The 15,199-nt window shown below is 32.6% G+C and carries 17 protein-coding genes and 2 tRNA genes; 16 read left to right on the forward strand and 3 right to left on the reverse strand.

Going from position 1 to position 15,199, the window contains the following annotated elements; all coding sequences use genetic code 11:
* Positions 1-47: 47 nt before the first annotated feature.
* A tRNA-Asp gene (locus IQ05_RS06675) sits at positions 48-121 on the forward strand.
* A gap of 278 nt (positions 122-399) precedes the next feature.
* Positions 400-476 (forward strand) — tRNA-Asp (locus tag IQ05_RS06680).
* A 91-nt stretch (positions 477-567) separates the two neighbouring features.
* On the opposite strand, the gene IQ05_RS06685 is transcribed toward IQ05_RS06680, so the two are convergent.
* Positions 568-1,068: a DUF456 domain-containing protein gene (locus tag IQ05_RS06685; RefSeq protein WP_144891271.1), complete on the reverse strand. Its 501-nt coding sequence runs from the start codon at positions 1,066-1,068 to the stop codon at positions 568-570.
* 51 nt (positions 1,069-1,119) lie between these two features.
* Between IQ05_RS06685 and IQ05_RS06690 the strand changes: the two genes are divergently transcribed.
* Genes IQ05_RS06690 through IQ05_RS06700 form a run of 3 tightly spaced genes read left to right on the forward strand, consistent with a single transcriptional unit; the run spans position 1,120 to position 2,743 of the window.
* Positions 1,120-1,506 (forward strand): hypothetical protein, encoded by a 387-nt coding sequence (locus tag IQ05_RS06690; protein WP_144891273.1) that lies wholly within the window; start codon positions 1,120-1,122, stop codon positions 1,504-1,506.
* Positions 1,507-1,549: 43 nt separating this feature from the next.
* Complete coding sequence (locus tag IQ05_RS06695) at positions 1,550-2,026, forward strand: hypothetical protein (RefSeq protein ID WP_144891275.1); 477 nt, start codon at positions 1,550-1,552, stop codon at positions 2,024-2,026.
* Positions 2,027-2,029: 3 nt separating this feature from the next.
* Positions 2,030-2,743, forward strand: a complete 714-nt coding sequence (locus tag IQ05_RS06700) for a DUF4184 family protein (RefSeq protein WP_144891277.1) — start codon at positions 2,030-2,032, stop codon at positions 2,741-2,743.
* On the opposite strand, the gene IQ05_RS06705 is transcribed toward IQ05_RS06700, so the two are convergent.
* Both IQ05_RS06705 and IQ05_RS06710 read right to left on the reverse strand, forming a co-directional pair.
* Positions 2,736-3,845: a glycosyltransferase family 2 protein gene (locus IQ05_RS06705; RefSeq protein WP_144891279.1), complete on the reverse strand. Its 1,110-nt coding sequence runs from the start codon at positions 3,843-3,845 to the stop codon at positions 2,736-2,738. The genes IQ05_RS06700 and IQ05_RS06705 overlap by 8 nt on opposite strands.
* Before the next feature lie 4 nt (positions 3,846-3,849).
* Positions 3,850-4,812: a lysylphosphatidylglycerol synthase domain-containing protein gene (locus IQ05_RS06710; protein WP_144891281.1), complete on the reverse strand. Its 963-nt coding sequence runs from the start codon at positions 4,810-4,812 to the stop codon at positions 3,850-3,852.
* 166 nt (positions 4,813-4,978) lie between these two features.
* On the opposite strand from IQ05_RS06710, the gene ruvC reads away from it, so the two are divergent.
* The 11 genes from ruvC (at position 4,979) to IQ05_RS06765 (ending at position 15,197) form a co-directional block, all read left to right on the forward strand.
* Positions 4,979-5,533 carry a crossover junction endodeoxyribonuclease RuvC gene (ruvC, locus tag IQ05_RS06715; RefSeq protein ID WP_144891283.1) on the forward strand — a complete coding sequence of 185 codons (555 nt, stop codon included), beginning with the start codon at positions 4,979-4,981 and terminating at the stop codon, positions 5,531-5,533.
* A 50-nt stretch (positions 5,534-5,583) separates the two neighbouring features.
* Positions 5,584-6,717, forward strand: coding sequence for a radical SAM family heme chaperone HemW (gene hemW / locus IQ05_RS06720; protein ID WP_144891285.1), 1,134 nt, complete (start codon positions 5,584-5,586; stop codon positions 6,715-6,717).
* A 92-nt stretch (positions 6,718-6,809) separates the two neighbouring features.
* Positions 6,810-7,568, forward strand: coding sequence for a cyclase family protein (locus IQ05_RS06725; protein ID WP_144891287.1), 759 nt, complete (start codon positions 6,810-6,812; stop codon positions 7,566-7,568).
* A 2-nt stretch (positions 7,569-7,570) separates the two neighbouring features.
* Positions 7,571-7,936, forward strand: coding sequence for an MmcQ/YjbR family DNA-binding protein (locus tag IQ05_RS06730; protein WP_144891289.1), 366 nt, complete (start codon positions 7,571-7,573; stop codon positions 7,934-7,936).
* 116 nt (positions 7,937-8,052) lie between these two features.
* Positions 8,053-8,466, forward strand: a complete 414-nt coding sequence (locus tag IQ05_RS06735; RefSeq protein ID WP_144891291.1) for a response regulator — start codon at positions 8,053-8,055, stop codon at positions 8,464-8,466.
* Positions 8,467-8,471: 5 nt separating this feature from the next.
* Positions 8,472-9,014, forward strand: coding sequence for a heme NO-binding domain-containing protein (locus tag IQ05_RS06740; protein ID WP_144891293.1), 543 nt, complete (start codon positions 8,472-8,474; stop codon positions 9,012-9,014).
* A gap of 4 nt (positions 9,015-9,018) precedes the next feature.
* Positions 9,019-12,003 carry a PAS domain S-box protein gene (locus tag IQ05_RS06745; protein WP_144891295.1) on the forward strand — a complete coding sequence of 995 codons (2,985 nt, stop codon included), beginning with the start codon at positions 9,019-9,021 and terminating at the stop codon, positions 12,001-12,003.
* Positions 12,000-13,136: an FIST signal transduction protein gene (locus tag IQ05_RS06750; RefSeq protein ID WP_144891297.1), complete on the forward strand. Its 1,137-nt coding sequence runs from the start codon at positions 12,000-12,002 to the stop codon at positions 13,134-13,136. Before IQ05_RS06745 ends, IQ05_RS06750 begins: the two co-directional genes overlap by 4 nt.
* A complete protein-coding gene (locus IQ05_RS06755) occupies positions 13,136-14,173 on the forward strand; it encodes a sensor histidine kinase (RefSeq protein WP_144891299.1) in 1,038 nt (345 codons plus the stop codon). Before IQ05_RS06750 ends, IQ05_RS06755 begins: the two co-directional genes overlap by 1 nt.
* The gene (locus tag IQ05_RS06760; protein ID WP_144891301.1) at positions 14,160-14,477 is read left to right on the forward strand and encodes an Hpt domain-containing protein; all 318 of its coding nucleotides are present in this window, start codon (positions 14,160-14,162) and stop codon (positions 14,475-14,477) included. The genes IQ05_RS06755 and IQ05_RS06760 overlap by 14 nt, the downstream gene beginning before the upstream one ends.
* Before the next feature lie 12 nt (positions 14,478-14,489).
* Entirely contained in the window at positions 14,490-15,197 is a 708-nt protein-coding gene (locus tag IQ05_RS06765; protein WP_144891303.1) for a LytR/AlgR family response regulator transcription factor, read from the forward strand.
* Positions 15,198-15,199: the final 2 nt, after the last annotated feature.

A 15,199-nucleotide genomic window follows, 5' to 3' on the forward strand; every position in this document is an offset into this window, starting at 1 on the left:
TGCGCAAACGGAAATCTATTGTATCTTTGCCACCGCAATAACGCAGAGGTTTGGTAGTTCAGTTGGTTAGAATACATGCCTGTCACGCATGGGGTCGCGGGTTCGAGTCCCGTCCAGACCGCAATATTGGGGAAAGCCTTTCGTAACAGAAAGGCTTTTTTGCCCCTTTACGGTTTTTAACGTTAGTTGTGTTGTTTGCTACGAATTTGTAACTCGTAGCGGGTTTAGTAGTTAGACCAATGAAAAGCTTTTCGCCTCGGCGAATAGCTTTTTTGATTTAATTTGAAGGAAGGGTTTTAATTTTTAGATTGAAAAGTGGTTAGTTTTTAATTGTTTGAACTTCAATTGCTTTCTTTAATCAATTAAATTTTAGAATCAAAAGGTTTATAAAATAATGCTGGTTTGGTAGTTCAGTTGGTTAGAATACATGCCTGTCACGCATGGGGTCGCGGGTTCGAGTCCCGTCCAGACCGCCAGTATTTAAAAAAGTCTTTCGAAAGAAAGACTTTTTTGTTTTTTGGAAAAAATAAATAGTTGCTATTATGTATTTAGTTTACATGTCGTAGATTAAAACAAAACTGTTTTATATTGCCAAACAATCCAAATATAGAGTCCTAAAAAAACCATACAAAGTACAAACTTCATGAAGCTAGAGACGAGGAAGCCAATGAAAGACCCAGTAGCGGCTTTTAGAGCTCTATTTTGATCTTTAAAATCATAAATAAGTTCACCGATTAAAGCACCCAAGAAAGGGCCAATAAGAAATCCAAAAGGGATTGGTGCAAATATCCCAATCACAAGTCCAATATTTGTTCCCCAAATACCATAACTACTGCCGCCAAATTTTTTAGTTCCTTTGGCAGGAATAATGTAATCTAAAATTGAAATTACGATAGTAATGAGTAAGGTACTCCAAAGAATCCAGTGGTTCATGGGTACAGCATGTGTAAAATACAATATTGCTATACCAACCCAACTGATAGTAGGGCCTGGTAATACGGGTAAAAAACTCCCTATTATACCGGCAATGACACAACAAAAACCAAGGAGTAAAAGAAATAAATCCATAATTTATTTTTAGTATTTTTGTACAACATAAATATAACTCGAATTTTTCAAATGAAAGCAATAAATAGTTTTTCACTTTTAGTGTTCTTAATACTAATTATGAGTAGTTGTAATTCTATTTATGCTCAGGGTGGTTTTGATAATCAAAAAGATGCTCTAGTAAAAGATAGCATATACAATAAGAATAAAATGAAAGTTTTAAATTTTTCGATGAAAGATTTTGATGCGATTTTTTTTGAATTTTTTGATAAAAAAGCAAGCCCAACTGTTTTAAATAAAGTGGAGTTTTATTCTTATACGATTCGAATTGCAATATTCTCTGAACGTCTTGCTGCTTTATACCCAGACCAAAAAGCAGTAGCCATGGAGAGTAGGAATAAATGGTTTGCTGAAAGTTATGAGGATTATTTGAAAATCAAAAATTCGCAAAAAAATTAGTTGTAGTTTTATCCTTTAAAAAAAAATAGCAAATACACATATCTTGAAGCCATATTATCTTTTAATAGTTTTTCTTATCTTTAACTCCTGTCAGTATTTTGAGACTCCTGTTCCTTCAGAGCAAGAGCTTTTACAAAAGGAACTGAAATCCATCAATTGGAAAGAGGTTGATGAGTATCCATCTGTGGTAGATTGTGAAAAAATAGAAGATAAAAAGCAACGCCAAAAGTGCTTTTTTGAGGTTTTAACTCAATTGATTCAAGAGAAATTGAGTGTAGATACGCTTTCAATTCTTTATCCTGAACTAGACACAATTGAAGTTAAAGTTACTATTTTTCCAAATGCAACGATGCAGTTTGAACCTCAATTTCCAAAAGATTCTATAGCGTATGACAAAATCAAAATTGACAGCATACTTAAAGTTCGTCTAGTTGATTTTCCAAAAATTAATCCAGCCATAAAACGAGGTGTACCCGTGAAAACACAATTTATTCTTCCGGTGATTTTAAAAGTAGAGTAGGTAATGCCATTTACATTTTCTCACCCAGCCATACTTTTGCCTTTTTTTAAAAATAAAAAATTGTCAGCTACCGCTTTGATAGTTGGCTCTATGTCTCCTGATTTTGAATATTTTTTCAGAATGAAAATACAAAGCGAAATTAGTCATACTTTTTTAGGAATTTTTCTAATTGATTTTCCTCTTGGGTTTATAGTTATGTTTGTTTTTCATGAAATTATAAAACGTCCTTTCATTGAAAATTTGCCTCATTTTCTTCAAAATAGGGTAGAGAAATTAAGAAAATTCAATTGGTTGTTTTATTTCAAAAGTGATGTTTTTGTAGTTTTGACATCCTTTTTTTTAGGAGTGGTTACTCATATAGTATGGGATTCAATGACGCATTGGGATGGTTTTTTAGTACAACAATTTTATTTTTTTAATCTAGAGTTTTTTTCAATTCCGTTTTATAAAATAGCTCAGCATTTAAGTTCTGTTATTGGCCTGTTGTGGATCTTGTTTTATATTTATAAACTTCCAGAAAAAAATGAAAACGGTAAAAAAGTTAATTTTAATTATTGGTATTGGTCTATTTTTTTTACTGTAGTTTTTATTACTCTTAGATTTTATTTTGGAACACAATTGAATCAAATAGGTAATGTTATAGTGACTATTATTTCTTCAACAATATTGGCAATTACTATAACAGGTTTGATTTTTAGAAATAAAAAAATTATTTAGTAAATTTTCTACCCTTCCATTCGTATTTGCCAAACAGAGAATACAACGCCACGCTGGTACTGAAAAAAGGATAAAATATACTACTTAAAAGTAAGTATTGCTTTTTCTTTTTGGATAAAAAATGATTGGTTTTATAAATCAAAATGGTATCAACTGTGAATTTGAAAGTACAGACTAAAATTGTATTTTGAAAAGTAGATAAACCTAAGAACCAAGAGCCAAGAATTAACACCCAACTCAAATTCCCAGCAAAAACGATCAATCCCAATCCTTTTCCGAAACTACTTTGATAGGAACTTGTTTTAGATGCCCAACGAACACGTTGGTAAAACAAAGATTCCCAATTACTTTGGGGTTTTGTAGTAACAATATTGTTTTCAGATTTTAGATAATGCACTTTTTTAGGGGATTTTGCAATTGCTTTTTGGAGTAAAAATACATCGTCACCACTAGCGATTTTATCATTTCCTTCAAAACCATTGAGCTCTTGAAAAAAGGACCTGGTATACGCAAAGTTGGCGCCATTACAGATAAATCCTTTGTTGATGCCAAAACTTCCAATAGTTGCGCCTTGTAAACTTGCCAAATCCAATTGCTGAAACTGATGTAGAAATGAATTATTACACGCATATGTGACCGCACCAGCAATCATAGCTACATCATGAAGCTGAATGTAATTATCCAACGTTAATAACCAGTTTCCTGGAACTATACAATCGGCATCGGTGGTAATAACCCAATTGGAGTTCACAATTTGCATTGCAGTTACTATAGCATCTTTTTTAGGCGAATTAGAAACCCTAATATTTTTTATAACCGAAACTTGAAACTTGAAACTTGAAACTTGAAATTCTTCTTCTGATTCATCGTCTACTAAGATCACCTCAAGCAGCTCTATGGGATATTTCAATTTCGATAAGCTTTCTAATAAAATGGGTAAATTTTCAGCTTCATTCCGGAAAGGAACAACAATCGAGAATTTTGTTTTTGGCTTTAAGCCCAAGTAATTTATTGTAGTTACCTTTTTAAAACCATAAATTAACGCCAGTATTGCTAAGCAATACAAAAGTATGATGAGGGAAACAATAATTGAAAATAGCATCTTTTTATTGTGTTTTAGTTCCTTTTATTATGGATTTACTATTAAAATTCAAAACATAGTACGTTCCAATAATAACTGGTAAAACTACATTTAAAAACCACATTAAAGTCGAAATAAAAATTACAATCCATTCGTTTACGCCAAGAATTCCAAAGAAATAAACCGCTACACTTCCTTTAACGGCAAAGTCCAAAAATTGAAAAGTAGGTAAGGAAGATGCTAAAAAATAAACGGATGAAATTGTTGCAATCAAGGTGAAGTAAGGTAAATCAACATCAAAAGCTAAAAAAAAAAAGTAATATTGATGCGAGAAAACGAGATAGCGACAAATACCCAAAAAGATATTTTTTTGATGAATGGGTTTTGGAATTTCATTAATTTTATGAATCAGTTTTTCAATAGAATAGCCTTTGATAGTGATTTTTTTGATTGAAAATAAAATGATAAAAAGGAGCAAAAGCATTCCAAAAAGGAGAGCTACCGTTTTTATCGTAATTACATGATATTGTGCATTAAAATATAGCAATCCGAAAATCCCAAAAATAACGGTCAGAATCATTTGGATCCCGTTGCAAATCAGGTTTAAGAATATGACTTTTTTTGTTTCTTTTTTTTCAAAAAAGAGTGCTTTTCCGGCATATTCTCCCACTCCGTTTGGCGTAAATAGACCAGCAGTTAGTGCGCCGAGAACTTGTTTTGAAGCTTCGCCTAAAGTTGTTTTATGGATAAATGCTACTAGGTTTTGCCATTTCAATATTTCAAAAAACCGATTCAAAACACTTAGCAATAAAAGAAACGAAATTCCAGTGATAGATTGGTTTTTTTGGAATAGAAAAATGAATTTTTGCCAATCTAATTTATCATTATTGGCAAGTTGATTGTAAATAAAATAAAACGCACCAGCCACAATCAAAACTTTGATTAGAAGTACGAGGAATTGCTTAGTTTTGTGTGGAATTGAAATCATTAGTGCAAAGTAAAGGAAAACTATTGTGAAAAAGCTATTTCACAGAGATTCACAAAGAATTCGCGAAGATTTACAAAAAATAATAGGAGGATGGCAAGCTTAGTGAACCTCTGTGGATCCTTAGAGCCTCTTCGTGTAATAACAAAGAAGTATAAATAAGAAAGAATTGGCAAACGAACGCATCATATTAGGAATTGATCCTGGAACCACGATTATGGGTTTTGGATTGATTAAAATTGTCAATAAAAAAATGCATTTTTTGCAGTTGAATGAATTGCAATTGTCAAAATACGACAATCATTATCAGAAACTGAAAATCATTTTTGAACGAACTATTGAGTTAATTGATACGCACCATCCAGATGAAATAGCCATTGAAGCGCCTTTCTTTGGTAAAAACGTACAATCAATGCTCAAGTTGGGTCGTGCGCAAGGTGTAGCCATGGCTGCGGGACTTTCTAGAGATATCCCCATAACGGAATACGAACCCAAGAAAATTAAAATGGCTATTACCGGAAACGGAAATGCCACAAAAGAACAAGTTGCCAAAATGCTGCAACAGCTTTTAGGATTGAAAGAATTGCCTAAAAATCTCGATAGTACGGATGGTTTGGCAGCAGCAGTTTGTCATTTTTTCAATTCAGGAAAAGTGGTTGGTGCTAAAAGTTATACCGGTTGGGACGCTTTTGTGAAACAAAATGAGGAACGAGTTAAAAAATAGTTTTCAGTCGCAGCAAATGTAAACTGCGACTGTGACTGAATACTATAGAAATGAGCGGAATCTACATACACATACCCTTTTGCAAGCAGGCATGTCATTACTGTGATTTTCATTTTTCGACTTCGATGAGGAAGAAAGAAGAGATGGTTTTGGCTATTGCCAAAGAATTGCAAATGCGCAAAAGCGAGTTTGAAAAGGAACAAGTTGAGACCATTTATTTTGGAGGAGGGACGCCAAGCGTATTGGATTCTGACGAAATTAATTTTTTGATAAATGAGGTATACGCTAATTTTAAAGTAGTTGAGAATCCCGAAATTACGCTCGAAGCCAATCCAGACGATTTATCTAGCGAGCGAATACTTGAACTTTCAAAAAGCAAAATAAATCGTTTAAGCATTGGGATTCAGTCATTTTTTGAAGAGGATTTACTTCTGATGAATCGGGCTCATAATTCGGCGGAAGCCAAAAAATGTTTGGCAGAAGCTACCCAATATTTCGACAACATTTCTCTTGATTTGATATATGGAATTCCTGATATGAGTAACGAAAAATGGAAACAAAATATCGAGACTGCTTTGTCTTTTGGAATACCGCATATTTCTAGTTATGCTTTAACCGTTGAACCCAAAACGGCATTAAACAAACTCATTCAAACGGGAAAAATAGCCAAACCCAACGATGAATCTGCTCAGGAACACTTTGCTATTTTAGTTGAAACATTGGATGCGAATGATTTTATACACTATGAATTATCTAATTTTGGCAAAGCCAATTATTTTTCAAAGAACAATTCGGCTTATTGGTTGGGGAAAAAATATTTAGGAATTGGCCCATCAGCGCACAGTTATGATGGTGTTTCTAGGAGTTGGAACATAGCAAATAATGCCTTGTATTTAAAAGGTATTCAGCAAGACAAATTGTCTAATGAAGTTGAATTTTTATCTGTTGCTGATCGTTATAACGAATATGTAATGACGGGTTTGCGGACTATTTGGGGCGTTTCATTAACCAGAATTGAAAGTGAATTCGGAAACGAATATTTGGAATATTTGAATAAACAGATGCAGAAATTCCTTAATGATGATTTGGTTTTTATTGAAAACAACATCTTGAAAACAACATCAAAAGGAAAGTTTTTGACGGATGGAATTGCATCAGACTTATTTTACTTAAATTTGGAATAGCAAATTAACCACAAAGAAACAAAGAAGGCACAAAGTTCACTAAGCTTTTGTGTGATTGGTGCGTTCTTTGTGAACTTAGTGTTTAAAGAAATATGATAGCAACCATCAACAAAGAATTTAATATCGACCTATCAAAACCCATTGATATTTCTATTCCGTTAACCAATACCGATGAAAATCCTATTGCTTGGTATATCGATAAACCAGTCATAGAACCCGTTATTTTTGGGGATTGGATCGGGAAAGTTTCGGAAGGGAAATCGTCAACCAATTTCAATAATATTTTCTTCAATCCGCACGGACACGGTACGCATACGGAGTGCTTGGGTCATATCACACGGGAATTTTACAGCATCAATCAATGTTTGAAACAGTTTTTTTTTATGGCCGAATTAATTTCGGTACAACCTGAATTACAAGGCGAAGACTTGGTGATTACTAAAAGCCAAATTGAAAATGCTTTAATAGGAAAAAATCCTGAAGCAATTGTTATTAGAACATTACCCAATTTAGAGGATAAAAAGCATTTGAAATATTCGAATACCAATCCGCCATATCTAATAGAAGATGCCGCGCGCTTCATTCGCGAAAGCAGAATTCAGCACTTATTGATTGATTTGCCTAGTGTGGATAAAGAAAAAGATGAAGGAAAATTGTTGTCACACAAAGCCTTTTGGAATGTAACCGATGTCAATAATCTGAATGCTGATGCACGACTGCATTGTACCATTACCGAAATGATTTATGTGGCTGATGAAGTTAAAGATGGTAGTTATTTGCTGAATTTACAAATCGCTTCTTTTGAGAATGATGCCAGTCCGAGTAAACCTGTTTTATACCTTTTTCAATAGCCATGAATTTAGAAACCTACTACGAATATTGCCTTTCGAAAAAAGGTGTGACAGAACATTTTCCTTTTGATGAAGACACTTTGGTTTTTAAAGTAGGAGGTAAAATGTTTGCGTTATCATCTTTAATCCGGTGGGAGAAAGGTCAACCATCTGTTAACTTAAAATGTGATCCAGAGCGCGCTCTTGAATTGCGTGCAGAATATGATGACATTCAACCTGGTTTTCATATGAGCAAAATCCATTGGAACACAATAACTATAAATCAATCGGTTTCAGATGATTTGATTAAAGAATTGATTCAACATTCTTATGAATTAATTTGTATTAGTTTGCCTAAAAAAGTTCGAATAGAACTTAATTTACCATGACCACTTATCGACACTTAGTGGGTTTTCGTCTATATTAAATTCAGTATTATCGATAGAGCCCAATTGCTAGGTATAACTTTAGTACTTTTAGTTTTTTAAAATAACAACTAAATACCATGACAAAGGCACTAAATATTTTGCTAATAGAGGACGATGAAATTGAAGTAATGAAGTTCAATAGAGTTTTGAGCAATTTAAAAACAACCCATAAAATTGTTGAAGCAAATAATGGTGAGGAAGCTATTACAATTCTAAAGGAAAAAGAAATGATTCCTGATATCATTGTTTTAGATTTAAATATGCCAAAGATTAATGGAATAGAGTTTTTAGGAATATTAAAGTCAGATGAATATTTAAAATACATTCCAGCCATTATATTGACCACATCAAGTAATAGGTCTGATTTATTAGAGTGTTATAAAATAGGTATCGCAGGGTATTTACTAAAGCCCTTAAAATACGATGAGTATGTGGATAGGGTTACTAAGCTTGTTGAATATTGGAGCACAAATGAGTTAATCACAAATTAGGGGTTATGTACGGTATTGTTAATAAATCAATAGAGGATCTAGTAGTTGCTAATTTTGGCAGAGAAAAATGGGAGTTTGTACATGAAAAAAGCGGTATAGATGTAGATTTTTTTCTTAGCAATGAAGTCTATGATGATGCTATAACCTATCAAATTGCTACCACACTTTCAGAAGAAATGAACATGACTTTAAGTCAAGTGTTAATTGCTTTTGGCGAATGGTGGGTTGTGCATACCACATCTGAGAAATATCCCGGTTTAATGGAGTCTGGAGGGAAAAGTTTAAGCGATTTTTTAATCAATTTACCTAATTTTCACAATAGAGTTATGCTTGTTTACCCTAAGCTCACACCTCCTGAGTTCAAGGTAAGTGATATTACCGCTGATGGTCTTCATTTGCACTATCACTCAAAAAGAGTAGGACTTCAAGATTTTGTAAGGGGCATTATACAAGGTTTAAGTATTGTATACAAGACACCAGTTACCATAACTTTACTACAATCAAGAAACGAAGGCAGTACGCACGAGATATTCAAAATAAACTGGTAAAATAATGAAGGATCTAGCACTTTGTTTTAATGAAAACAGTTTGAATAGATTGTTTCCATTTTACATACTGGTTTCACCAAATTTTGAAATTATAAATTTTGGTTCTAGCTTAGGGAAAGTGTGCCAAGATTTAAATAACACTAAATTATTTTCGGATTTATTTAAAATTACTAGACCATATTTAGAAACTTTTTCGTTCCAGGAAATAGTGTCACATTGCAACAGTCATCTTGTTTTACAACATAGTTCATCTGGTCTAAATTTAAGAGGACAGTTTGAATTAATGGGAGATAATGTTTTGTTTGTAGGTTCCCCTTGGTTTACATCAATGGTTGAATTGATGAATAAAGGCTTAACTTTTGAAGATTTTGCTCCTAATGATCCTTCAATTGATTTACTTCATGTGCTTAATAATGCTGACAACACTTCTAAGGAATTAAAGGAATTATTGACAACCATTAACGAACAAAAAAACAAGTTAAAACAAGCCAATAAAGAAATTCAAGATATTGCACTTTTTCCTACTCAAAATCCGGATCCTTTAATCCGAATTGACACGCAGGGAAATCTTTTGAAACGTAATCCAGCAGCAGAAAAATTAACAACATTTGTTCATGACGAAATAGAATATGCAACCGAGGCATTTTTTAAACACATTGCTTCTAAAATTGATTTTGATACAGATCGATGGATTTTTGAAGCGCAAACTAATAGTAGAGATTATTCCTTTGTGTGCAAGACACTCAAGGATTTGGGTTATGTAAACATTTACGGCCGTGATGTAACTGAACAGAAAAAAAGTCAGGAAGAGATAAATAGATTGTCTCTTGTAGCTAGTACTAACATTAATGCGGTAATTTTTACAGCACTTGATGGAACTATCAATTGGGCCAATGAAGGATTTGTGAAACTTACAGGTTTCTCCTTGAAGGAAGCAATAGGTCGTACCACTGAGGATTTGTTTCAAGGAGCACTAGTGGATCAATCCACCTTTGAGGCTATAAAAATCGCTAAAGCAAAAGGGGAGCATTTTAGTCAGGAATTAATACATTATAAAAAAGATAGTACGTGGTTTTGGGCAAAAGCTGAAGGGCAACCTTTATTTGACAGTGAGGGAAATGTAAAAGAATATTTTGCGTTAATAGAGGATGTTACAGCAAAAAAGGAAGATGAAGAAGAGCTAAAAAGATTGTCACTCGTGGCAAGTTTAAATAATAATGGTATTGTGTTTACCAAGCCTAATGGTAAAATATTTTGGTGTAATGATGCTTATACCACCTATACGGGATATTCTAAAGATGAAATTATAGGGAAAACTCCAGTGCAAATAGGTCGAACCTCGGATATTGATGATGAGCAGTTGGATATTATGGTTAGTTCTTTTTATAATGGATTTCCATTTGATGTTGAACTGAAGCACGGAAGAAAAGATGGTAGTTCTTTTTGGGTCAAGGCCAAAGGGCAGCCCATACTTGATGCAAATGGTGAGGTTACCCAATTTTTTGCCATGATTGAGGATATTTCTCTTAAAAAAAGGTACGATGAAAGTTTACAAATAGAAAAAGAAAAGTACAGAGGAATAATTGCAAATATGAATCTAGGATTGCTTGAAGTTGATCTAGATAATAACATTACCATGGCCAATCATGGTTTTACAACTATGAGTGGCTATTCACAGCAAGAGCTCATAGGGAATAATGCTATAGAAATCTTTGTTAATGAAAGTGGTAAGAATGTATTGAAGACAAAAGATAAATTAAGATCTGATGGATTAACAGATTCCTATGAGTTGCAAGTCTATGATAAAAATAAAAAAGAAAGAATATGGCTTATTAGTGGTGCTCCAAATTATGATTTACAAGGTAATTTAATAGGATCCATAGGTATTCATCTTGATATTACTGATCAAAAAAATCAAGAGCAGCAATTGTATTTGTTATCGTTGATTGCTGAGAAAAATTTAAATTCGGTTATAATTGCAGATCGAATGGGTCGAATTGAATGGGCCAATGCTAGTTTTTTAAGAATGTCAGGGTATTCTAAGGACGAAATTATAGGTCAAAGGCCAGGAGCTTTGTTACAAGGTCCAGAATCCAATCCTGAAGTGATTCTTTATTTGAGAAATCAAATTAAAAAGGGTCTCCCTTTTAATTGTGAGATTATTAATTATTCAAAAAACAAAGAGAAATATTGGGTACGTATTCAAGGACAGGCACTTTATGATAAAGCCGGGAAATTAATAAAATATTTTGCCATTGAGGAAGATGTTACCGCTCAAAAAGAGCTGGAATCCCAAAAAGAGAATTTATTATCAGATTTAGCAAAAACCAATAAAGAGCTTGAGGATTATGCGCAAATAGTATCACATGATTTAAAATCTCCTTTACGCAGTATTAATTCATTGATTACCTGGATTAAAGAGGAGAATGTAGATAGCTTTGACGCACCAACTCAAAAATATTTTTCATTAATTGAGCATAAAGTCGAAAAAATGGATCATCTTATTGAAGGAATTTTGACGTATTCTAAAATTGATAAAGAAGCTGTAAAATCAGAGAAAATAAATATCCATGAAATTGTTCAAGGTATTATAGGTATTATTCATCTGCCAGATCACATTAGCGTATCTATTTTAGGTACATTGCCTAGCATTAATGCAGATAAATTTAGGATACAGCAATTGTTTCAAAACCTCATTGGTAATGCTGTAAATTATATTGATAAAACTCAAGGATTAGTTGAAATTAGCGCTGTTGAAGATGGTGATAGTTATATTTTTTCTATAAAAGATAATGGTGTAGGAATGCCAAAAGCAATCCATTCAAAAATATTTGAAACCTTTAAATCTTTTACAACTAGTAAACATTCAACAGGTTTAGGTCTATCAATAGTGAAAAAAATTATTACTTTTTATCGAGGAGAAATTTGGTTAGATAGCAAAGAGGGTGTGGGTACCACATTTTTTGTGAAATTAAAAAAAGAATCATGAAAATTATTCAAGCAAGTAAATTAGCCCATCAGGGTTGGAAATACATACAAGAAAAATCAGAATTGTCAAATCCATTAGTTATTGTTTTTGGGAATCGTCTATTATTACAAAACAGTCAAGTGTTAAAGGATATTCGTAATGAGTTTCCGTATGAGCATCTTGTTTTTGGGTCAACGTCTGGTGAAATTTCAGGTTCTAATGTAAATGACGATTCCATTTCGGTGGTAGCGATCGAGTTTGAAAAATCAAGTTTTATAGTTAAAAGAGATAATATTTTACACCATAATAAAGATGCTAAACATCTTGGTGAGCACTTGTATGAGCAAATGCCGAAGGAAAATCTTAAACATTTATTTGTACTCTCAGAGGGGAGTTTTGTAAATGGAAGTTCTTTAATTTCAGGTCTTGAGACCAATATGGAGGACTCTGGATTATCCATAACAGGCGGTATGTGTGGTGATGATGCACGTTTTGAAAAAACACTTGCCTCATACAAAGAAGATCCAAAAGAAGGAGAAGTGGTTCTTATTGGTTTTTATGGATCAACATTCGAGGTTTCGTATGCTAGTTTTGGTGGTTGGATTCCCTTTGGCCCAGAGCGTGTCATCACAAAGTCAGTAGCAAATGTATTGTATGAAATTGATGGTCAACCAGCTTTAGACTTATATAAAAAATATTTAGGAGATAAATCTAGTGAACTTCCACAAGCCTCTTTATTATATCCTTTAAATGTAACACCAGATGGTAAGAAAGAACCAGTGGTACGTACTATTTTAAATATTGATAATGATACACAGTCTATGATCCTTGCAGGCGATGTACCTGTAAATTCAAGAGTTCAACTCATGATGGCATCAGTTGATGGGATTGCACAAGGTGCTAATACTGCTGCAAATTACGGTATGAAAAATAGAACTACAGCCCCTGAATTAGCTCTTTTGGTAAGCTGTATTGGTAGGAAATTGGTAATGAGTCAGCGTGTTGAAGAAGAAATAGAGCATGTAAGAGAGGTTATTGGTCAACAAGTACCTATTTCAGGATTTTATTCTTATGGTGAAATGGCTCCTTTTAATGGGGAGACCGCTTGTGAATTACACAATCAAACGATGACATTAACCTTAATAAGCGAATAATGCATTCATTACTAAAACGTCAGATAGATAAAAAACTTGCGGGAGGTCTTAATGACTTGGATATTTTTTTGGATGCAGTGAATGAATCGTACCAAAATTATGAAAGCCAAATAGAGATGTTGCAAAGGGCTATGAAAATTAGCTCTGATGAATTATTTGAGGCGAATCAAAAATTGAGAGATGAAGCTAAAAGCTTAAAAGAATTAAATAAAAACTTGCAATCTATTCTTGATTCCATGAGTGTTGGTCAAGATTTTATGACAAATACTGAGGTTTTTGATTCTTCTGAATACATTAAACAACAATCTATTGAAATTGTAAAAATTAATAAACAAAGAGAAGAATTGTTATTTAATCTTGAAAAACAAAACAAGGCATTGAATGAATATGCACACATGGTTTCACATGATTTAAAGGCACCTTTGCGTAGTATTGATACTTTGATTAACTGGTTTATTCAGGATAATGATTCTCTATTGAATGAAGCCAATCTAAAATCTTTGAATAGGATTTTGTTAAATGTGGAGAAAATGGATTCTCTTATTAAGGGGATTTTAAACTATTCCTCTATTGAAAATCACACGCATGAAGAACGTATTATTGATGTTAATCATGTTGTGCAAGATTTCTTGAAAACTATTGAAATTCCAAATAATGCAGACATTAGCATAACTAATGATCTTCCTGTTTTAATGGGAAATGATTTTAGATTGAAACAACTTTTTCAAAATCTAATACAAAATGCGCTTAAATACAATGATAAAGAACATATAGAAATTGAGATCTCAAGTACCGAAAAGGAGCAAGAATATTTATTTCAAATAAAAGACAATGGTATAGGTATTCCTCAAGCATACCAGCACAAAATATTTGATATTTTTTCTAAATTACAAAATGACGATAACTCTTCAGGGATTGGTCTTTCTATCGTTAAAAGAATTATAGAATTTTATAAAGGAAGAATTTGGCTTGAAAGCCAAGAAAAAGTAGGAACTACTTTTTTCTTCACAATACCAAAGGATCATGGAAACACCTAATTTAAACTATGTAAATGAATTGTCTGGTGACAATGTGCAATTTAAGACAAAAATTTTATCCATCCTAAAAAAAGAGTTGCCAGTAGAGGTTGAAAATTATGAAAAATACATGCAAGGATTAGATTTTTTTAATGCTGCACAGTCTGTTCATAAACTGAAACATAAAATTTCTATACTAGGTCTCGAAAAAAGTTATTATATTGCTGTTGATTATGAGCATAATTTAAATAATGACTCTGTAGCCTTAAAAAATGATTTTGAAACAATTTTAAAAGCTATGCAGGAGTTTGTTATTAAACTCTAAATAAATAGCTATATGAATTGCATTATTGTTGATGATGAAGAAATGGCAAGAGCCATAATAGCTCAATTTGTAACTAAATCAACAGATATTGAATGTATTGGAGAGTTTTGTAGCGCCATAGATGCAATAAAATTTTTGAATTTAAATCATGTTGATCTTATTTTCTTAGACATTCACATGCCAAATTTTACAGGTTTTGATTTTATTCAAACCATAAAAAATCCTCCTCATATTATCTTAGTAACTTCTGATAGAGATTTTGCTATTGAAGCCTTTGAATATGAATGTATTATAGATTATCTTGTAAAGCCCATTACCGAGCCACGTTTTTTAAAAGCTGTACACAAAGTCTTAGCAATAAAAACTGATGAGCAACAAGTAAATACAGCGATACAGTCTGAAGAAAAGCCTGATCATTTTTATGTAAACATAGATCGAAGATTGATTAAAATAGACAATAACTCAGTGAATGTTATTGAAGCTAAAGGAGATTATATTCATATAAAAACGGACACCAAAAATTACATTGTACACTCTGCAATGAAAAAAATAGAGGATATACTTCCAAAAGATTTATTTTTAAAAATTCACCGTTCCTTTATAATCAATGTTACAAAAATTATCGATATTGAGGATAATAGTGTTCTCATTGCAAAGGATGTTATCCCAATAAGTAGGTCATACAAAACAGAACTTTTAAAACGAATCAATGTATTGTAAGT

This window comes from Flavobacterium tiangeerense, assembly GCF_007830355.1.
Taxonomy (GTDB): Bacteria; Bacteroidota; Bacteroidia; order Flavobacteriales; family Flavobacteriaceae; genus Flavobacterium; species Flavobacterium tiangeerense.

What these genes read in the sequence shown, in the direction of transcription:
- IQ05_RS06700 (WP_144891277.1), top strand. Translation starts at nt 2,030, where the DNA reads ATGCCATTTACATTTTCTCACCCAGCCATACTTTTGCCTTTTTTTAAA.
- IQ05_RS06755 (WP_144891299.1), top strand. Translation starts at nt 13,136, where the DNA reads ATGCATTCATTACTAAAACGTCAGATAGATAAAAAACTTGCGGGAGGT.
- IQ05_RS06745 (WP_144891295.1), top strand. Translation starts at nt 9,019, where the DNA reads ATGAAGGATCTAGCACTTTGTTTTAATGAAAACAGTTTGAATAGATTG.
- IQ05_RS06705 (WP_144891279.1), bottom strand. Translation starts at nt 3,845, where the DNA reads ATGCTATTTTCAATTATTGTTTCCCTCATCATACTTTTGTATTGCTTA.
- IQ05_RS06725 (WP_144891287.1), top strand. Translation starts at nt 6,810, where the DNA reads ATGATAGCAACCATCAACAAAGAATTTAATATCGACCTATCAAAACCC.
- IQ05_RS06730 (WP_144891289.1), top strand. Translation starts at nt 7,571, where the DNA reads ATGAATTTAGAAACCTACTACGAATATTGCCTTTCGAAAAAAGGTGTG.
- IQ05_RS06750 (WP_144891297.1), top strand. Translation starts at nt 12,000, where the DNA reads ATGAAAATTATTCAAGCAAGTAAATTAGCCCATCAGGGTTGGAAATAC.
- IQ05_RS06760 (WP_144891301.1), top strand. Translation starts at nt 14,160, where the DNA reads ATGGAAACACCTAATTTAAACTATGTAAATGAATTGTCTGGTGACAAT.
- IQ05_RS06685 (WP_144891271.1), bottom strand. Translation starts at nt 1,068, where the DNA reads ATGGATTTATTTCTTTTACTCCTTGGTTTTTGTTGTGTCATTGCCGGT.
- IQ05_RS06710 (WP_144891281.1), bottom strand. Translation starts at nt 4,812, where the DNA reads ATGATTTCAATTCCACACAAAACTAAGCAATTCCTCGTACTTCTAATC.
- IQ05_RS06735 (WP_144891291.1), top strand. Translation starts at nt 8,053, where the DNA reads ATGACAAAGGCACTAAATATTTTGCTAATAGAGGACGATGAAATTGAA.
- IQ05_RS06690 (WP_144891273.1), top strand. Translation starts at nt 1,120, where the DNA reads ATGAAAGCAATAAATAGTTTTTCACTTTTAGTGTTCTTAATACTAATT.
- IQ05_RS06740 (WP_144891293.1), top strand. Translation starts at nt 8,472, where the DNA reads ATGTACGGTATTGTTAATAAATCAATAGAGGATCTAGTAGTTGCTAAT.
- IQ05_RS06765 (WP_144891303.1), top strand. Translation starts at nt 14,490, where the DNA reads ATGAATTGCATTATTGTTGATGATGAAGAAATGGCAAGAGCCATAATA.
- hemW (WP_144891285.1), top strand. Translation starts at nt 5,584, where the DNA reads ATGAGCGGAATCTACATACACATACCCTTTTGCAAGCAGGCATGTCAT.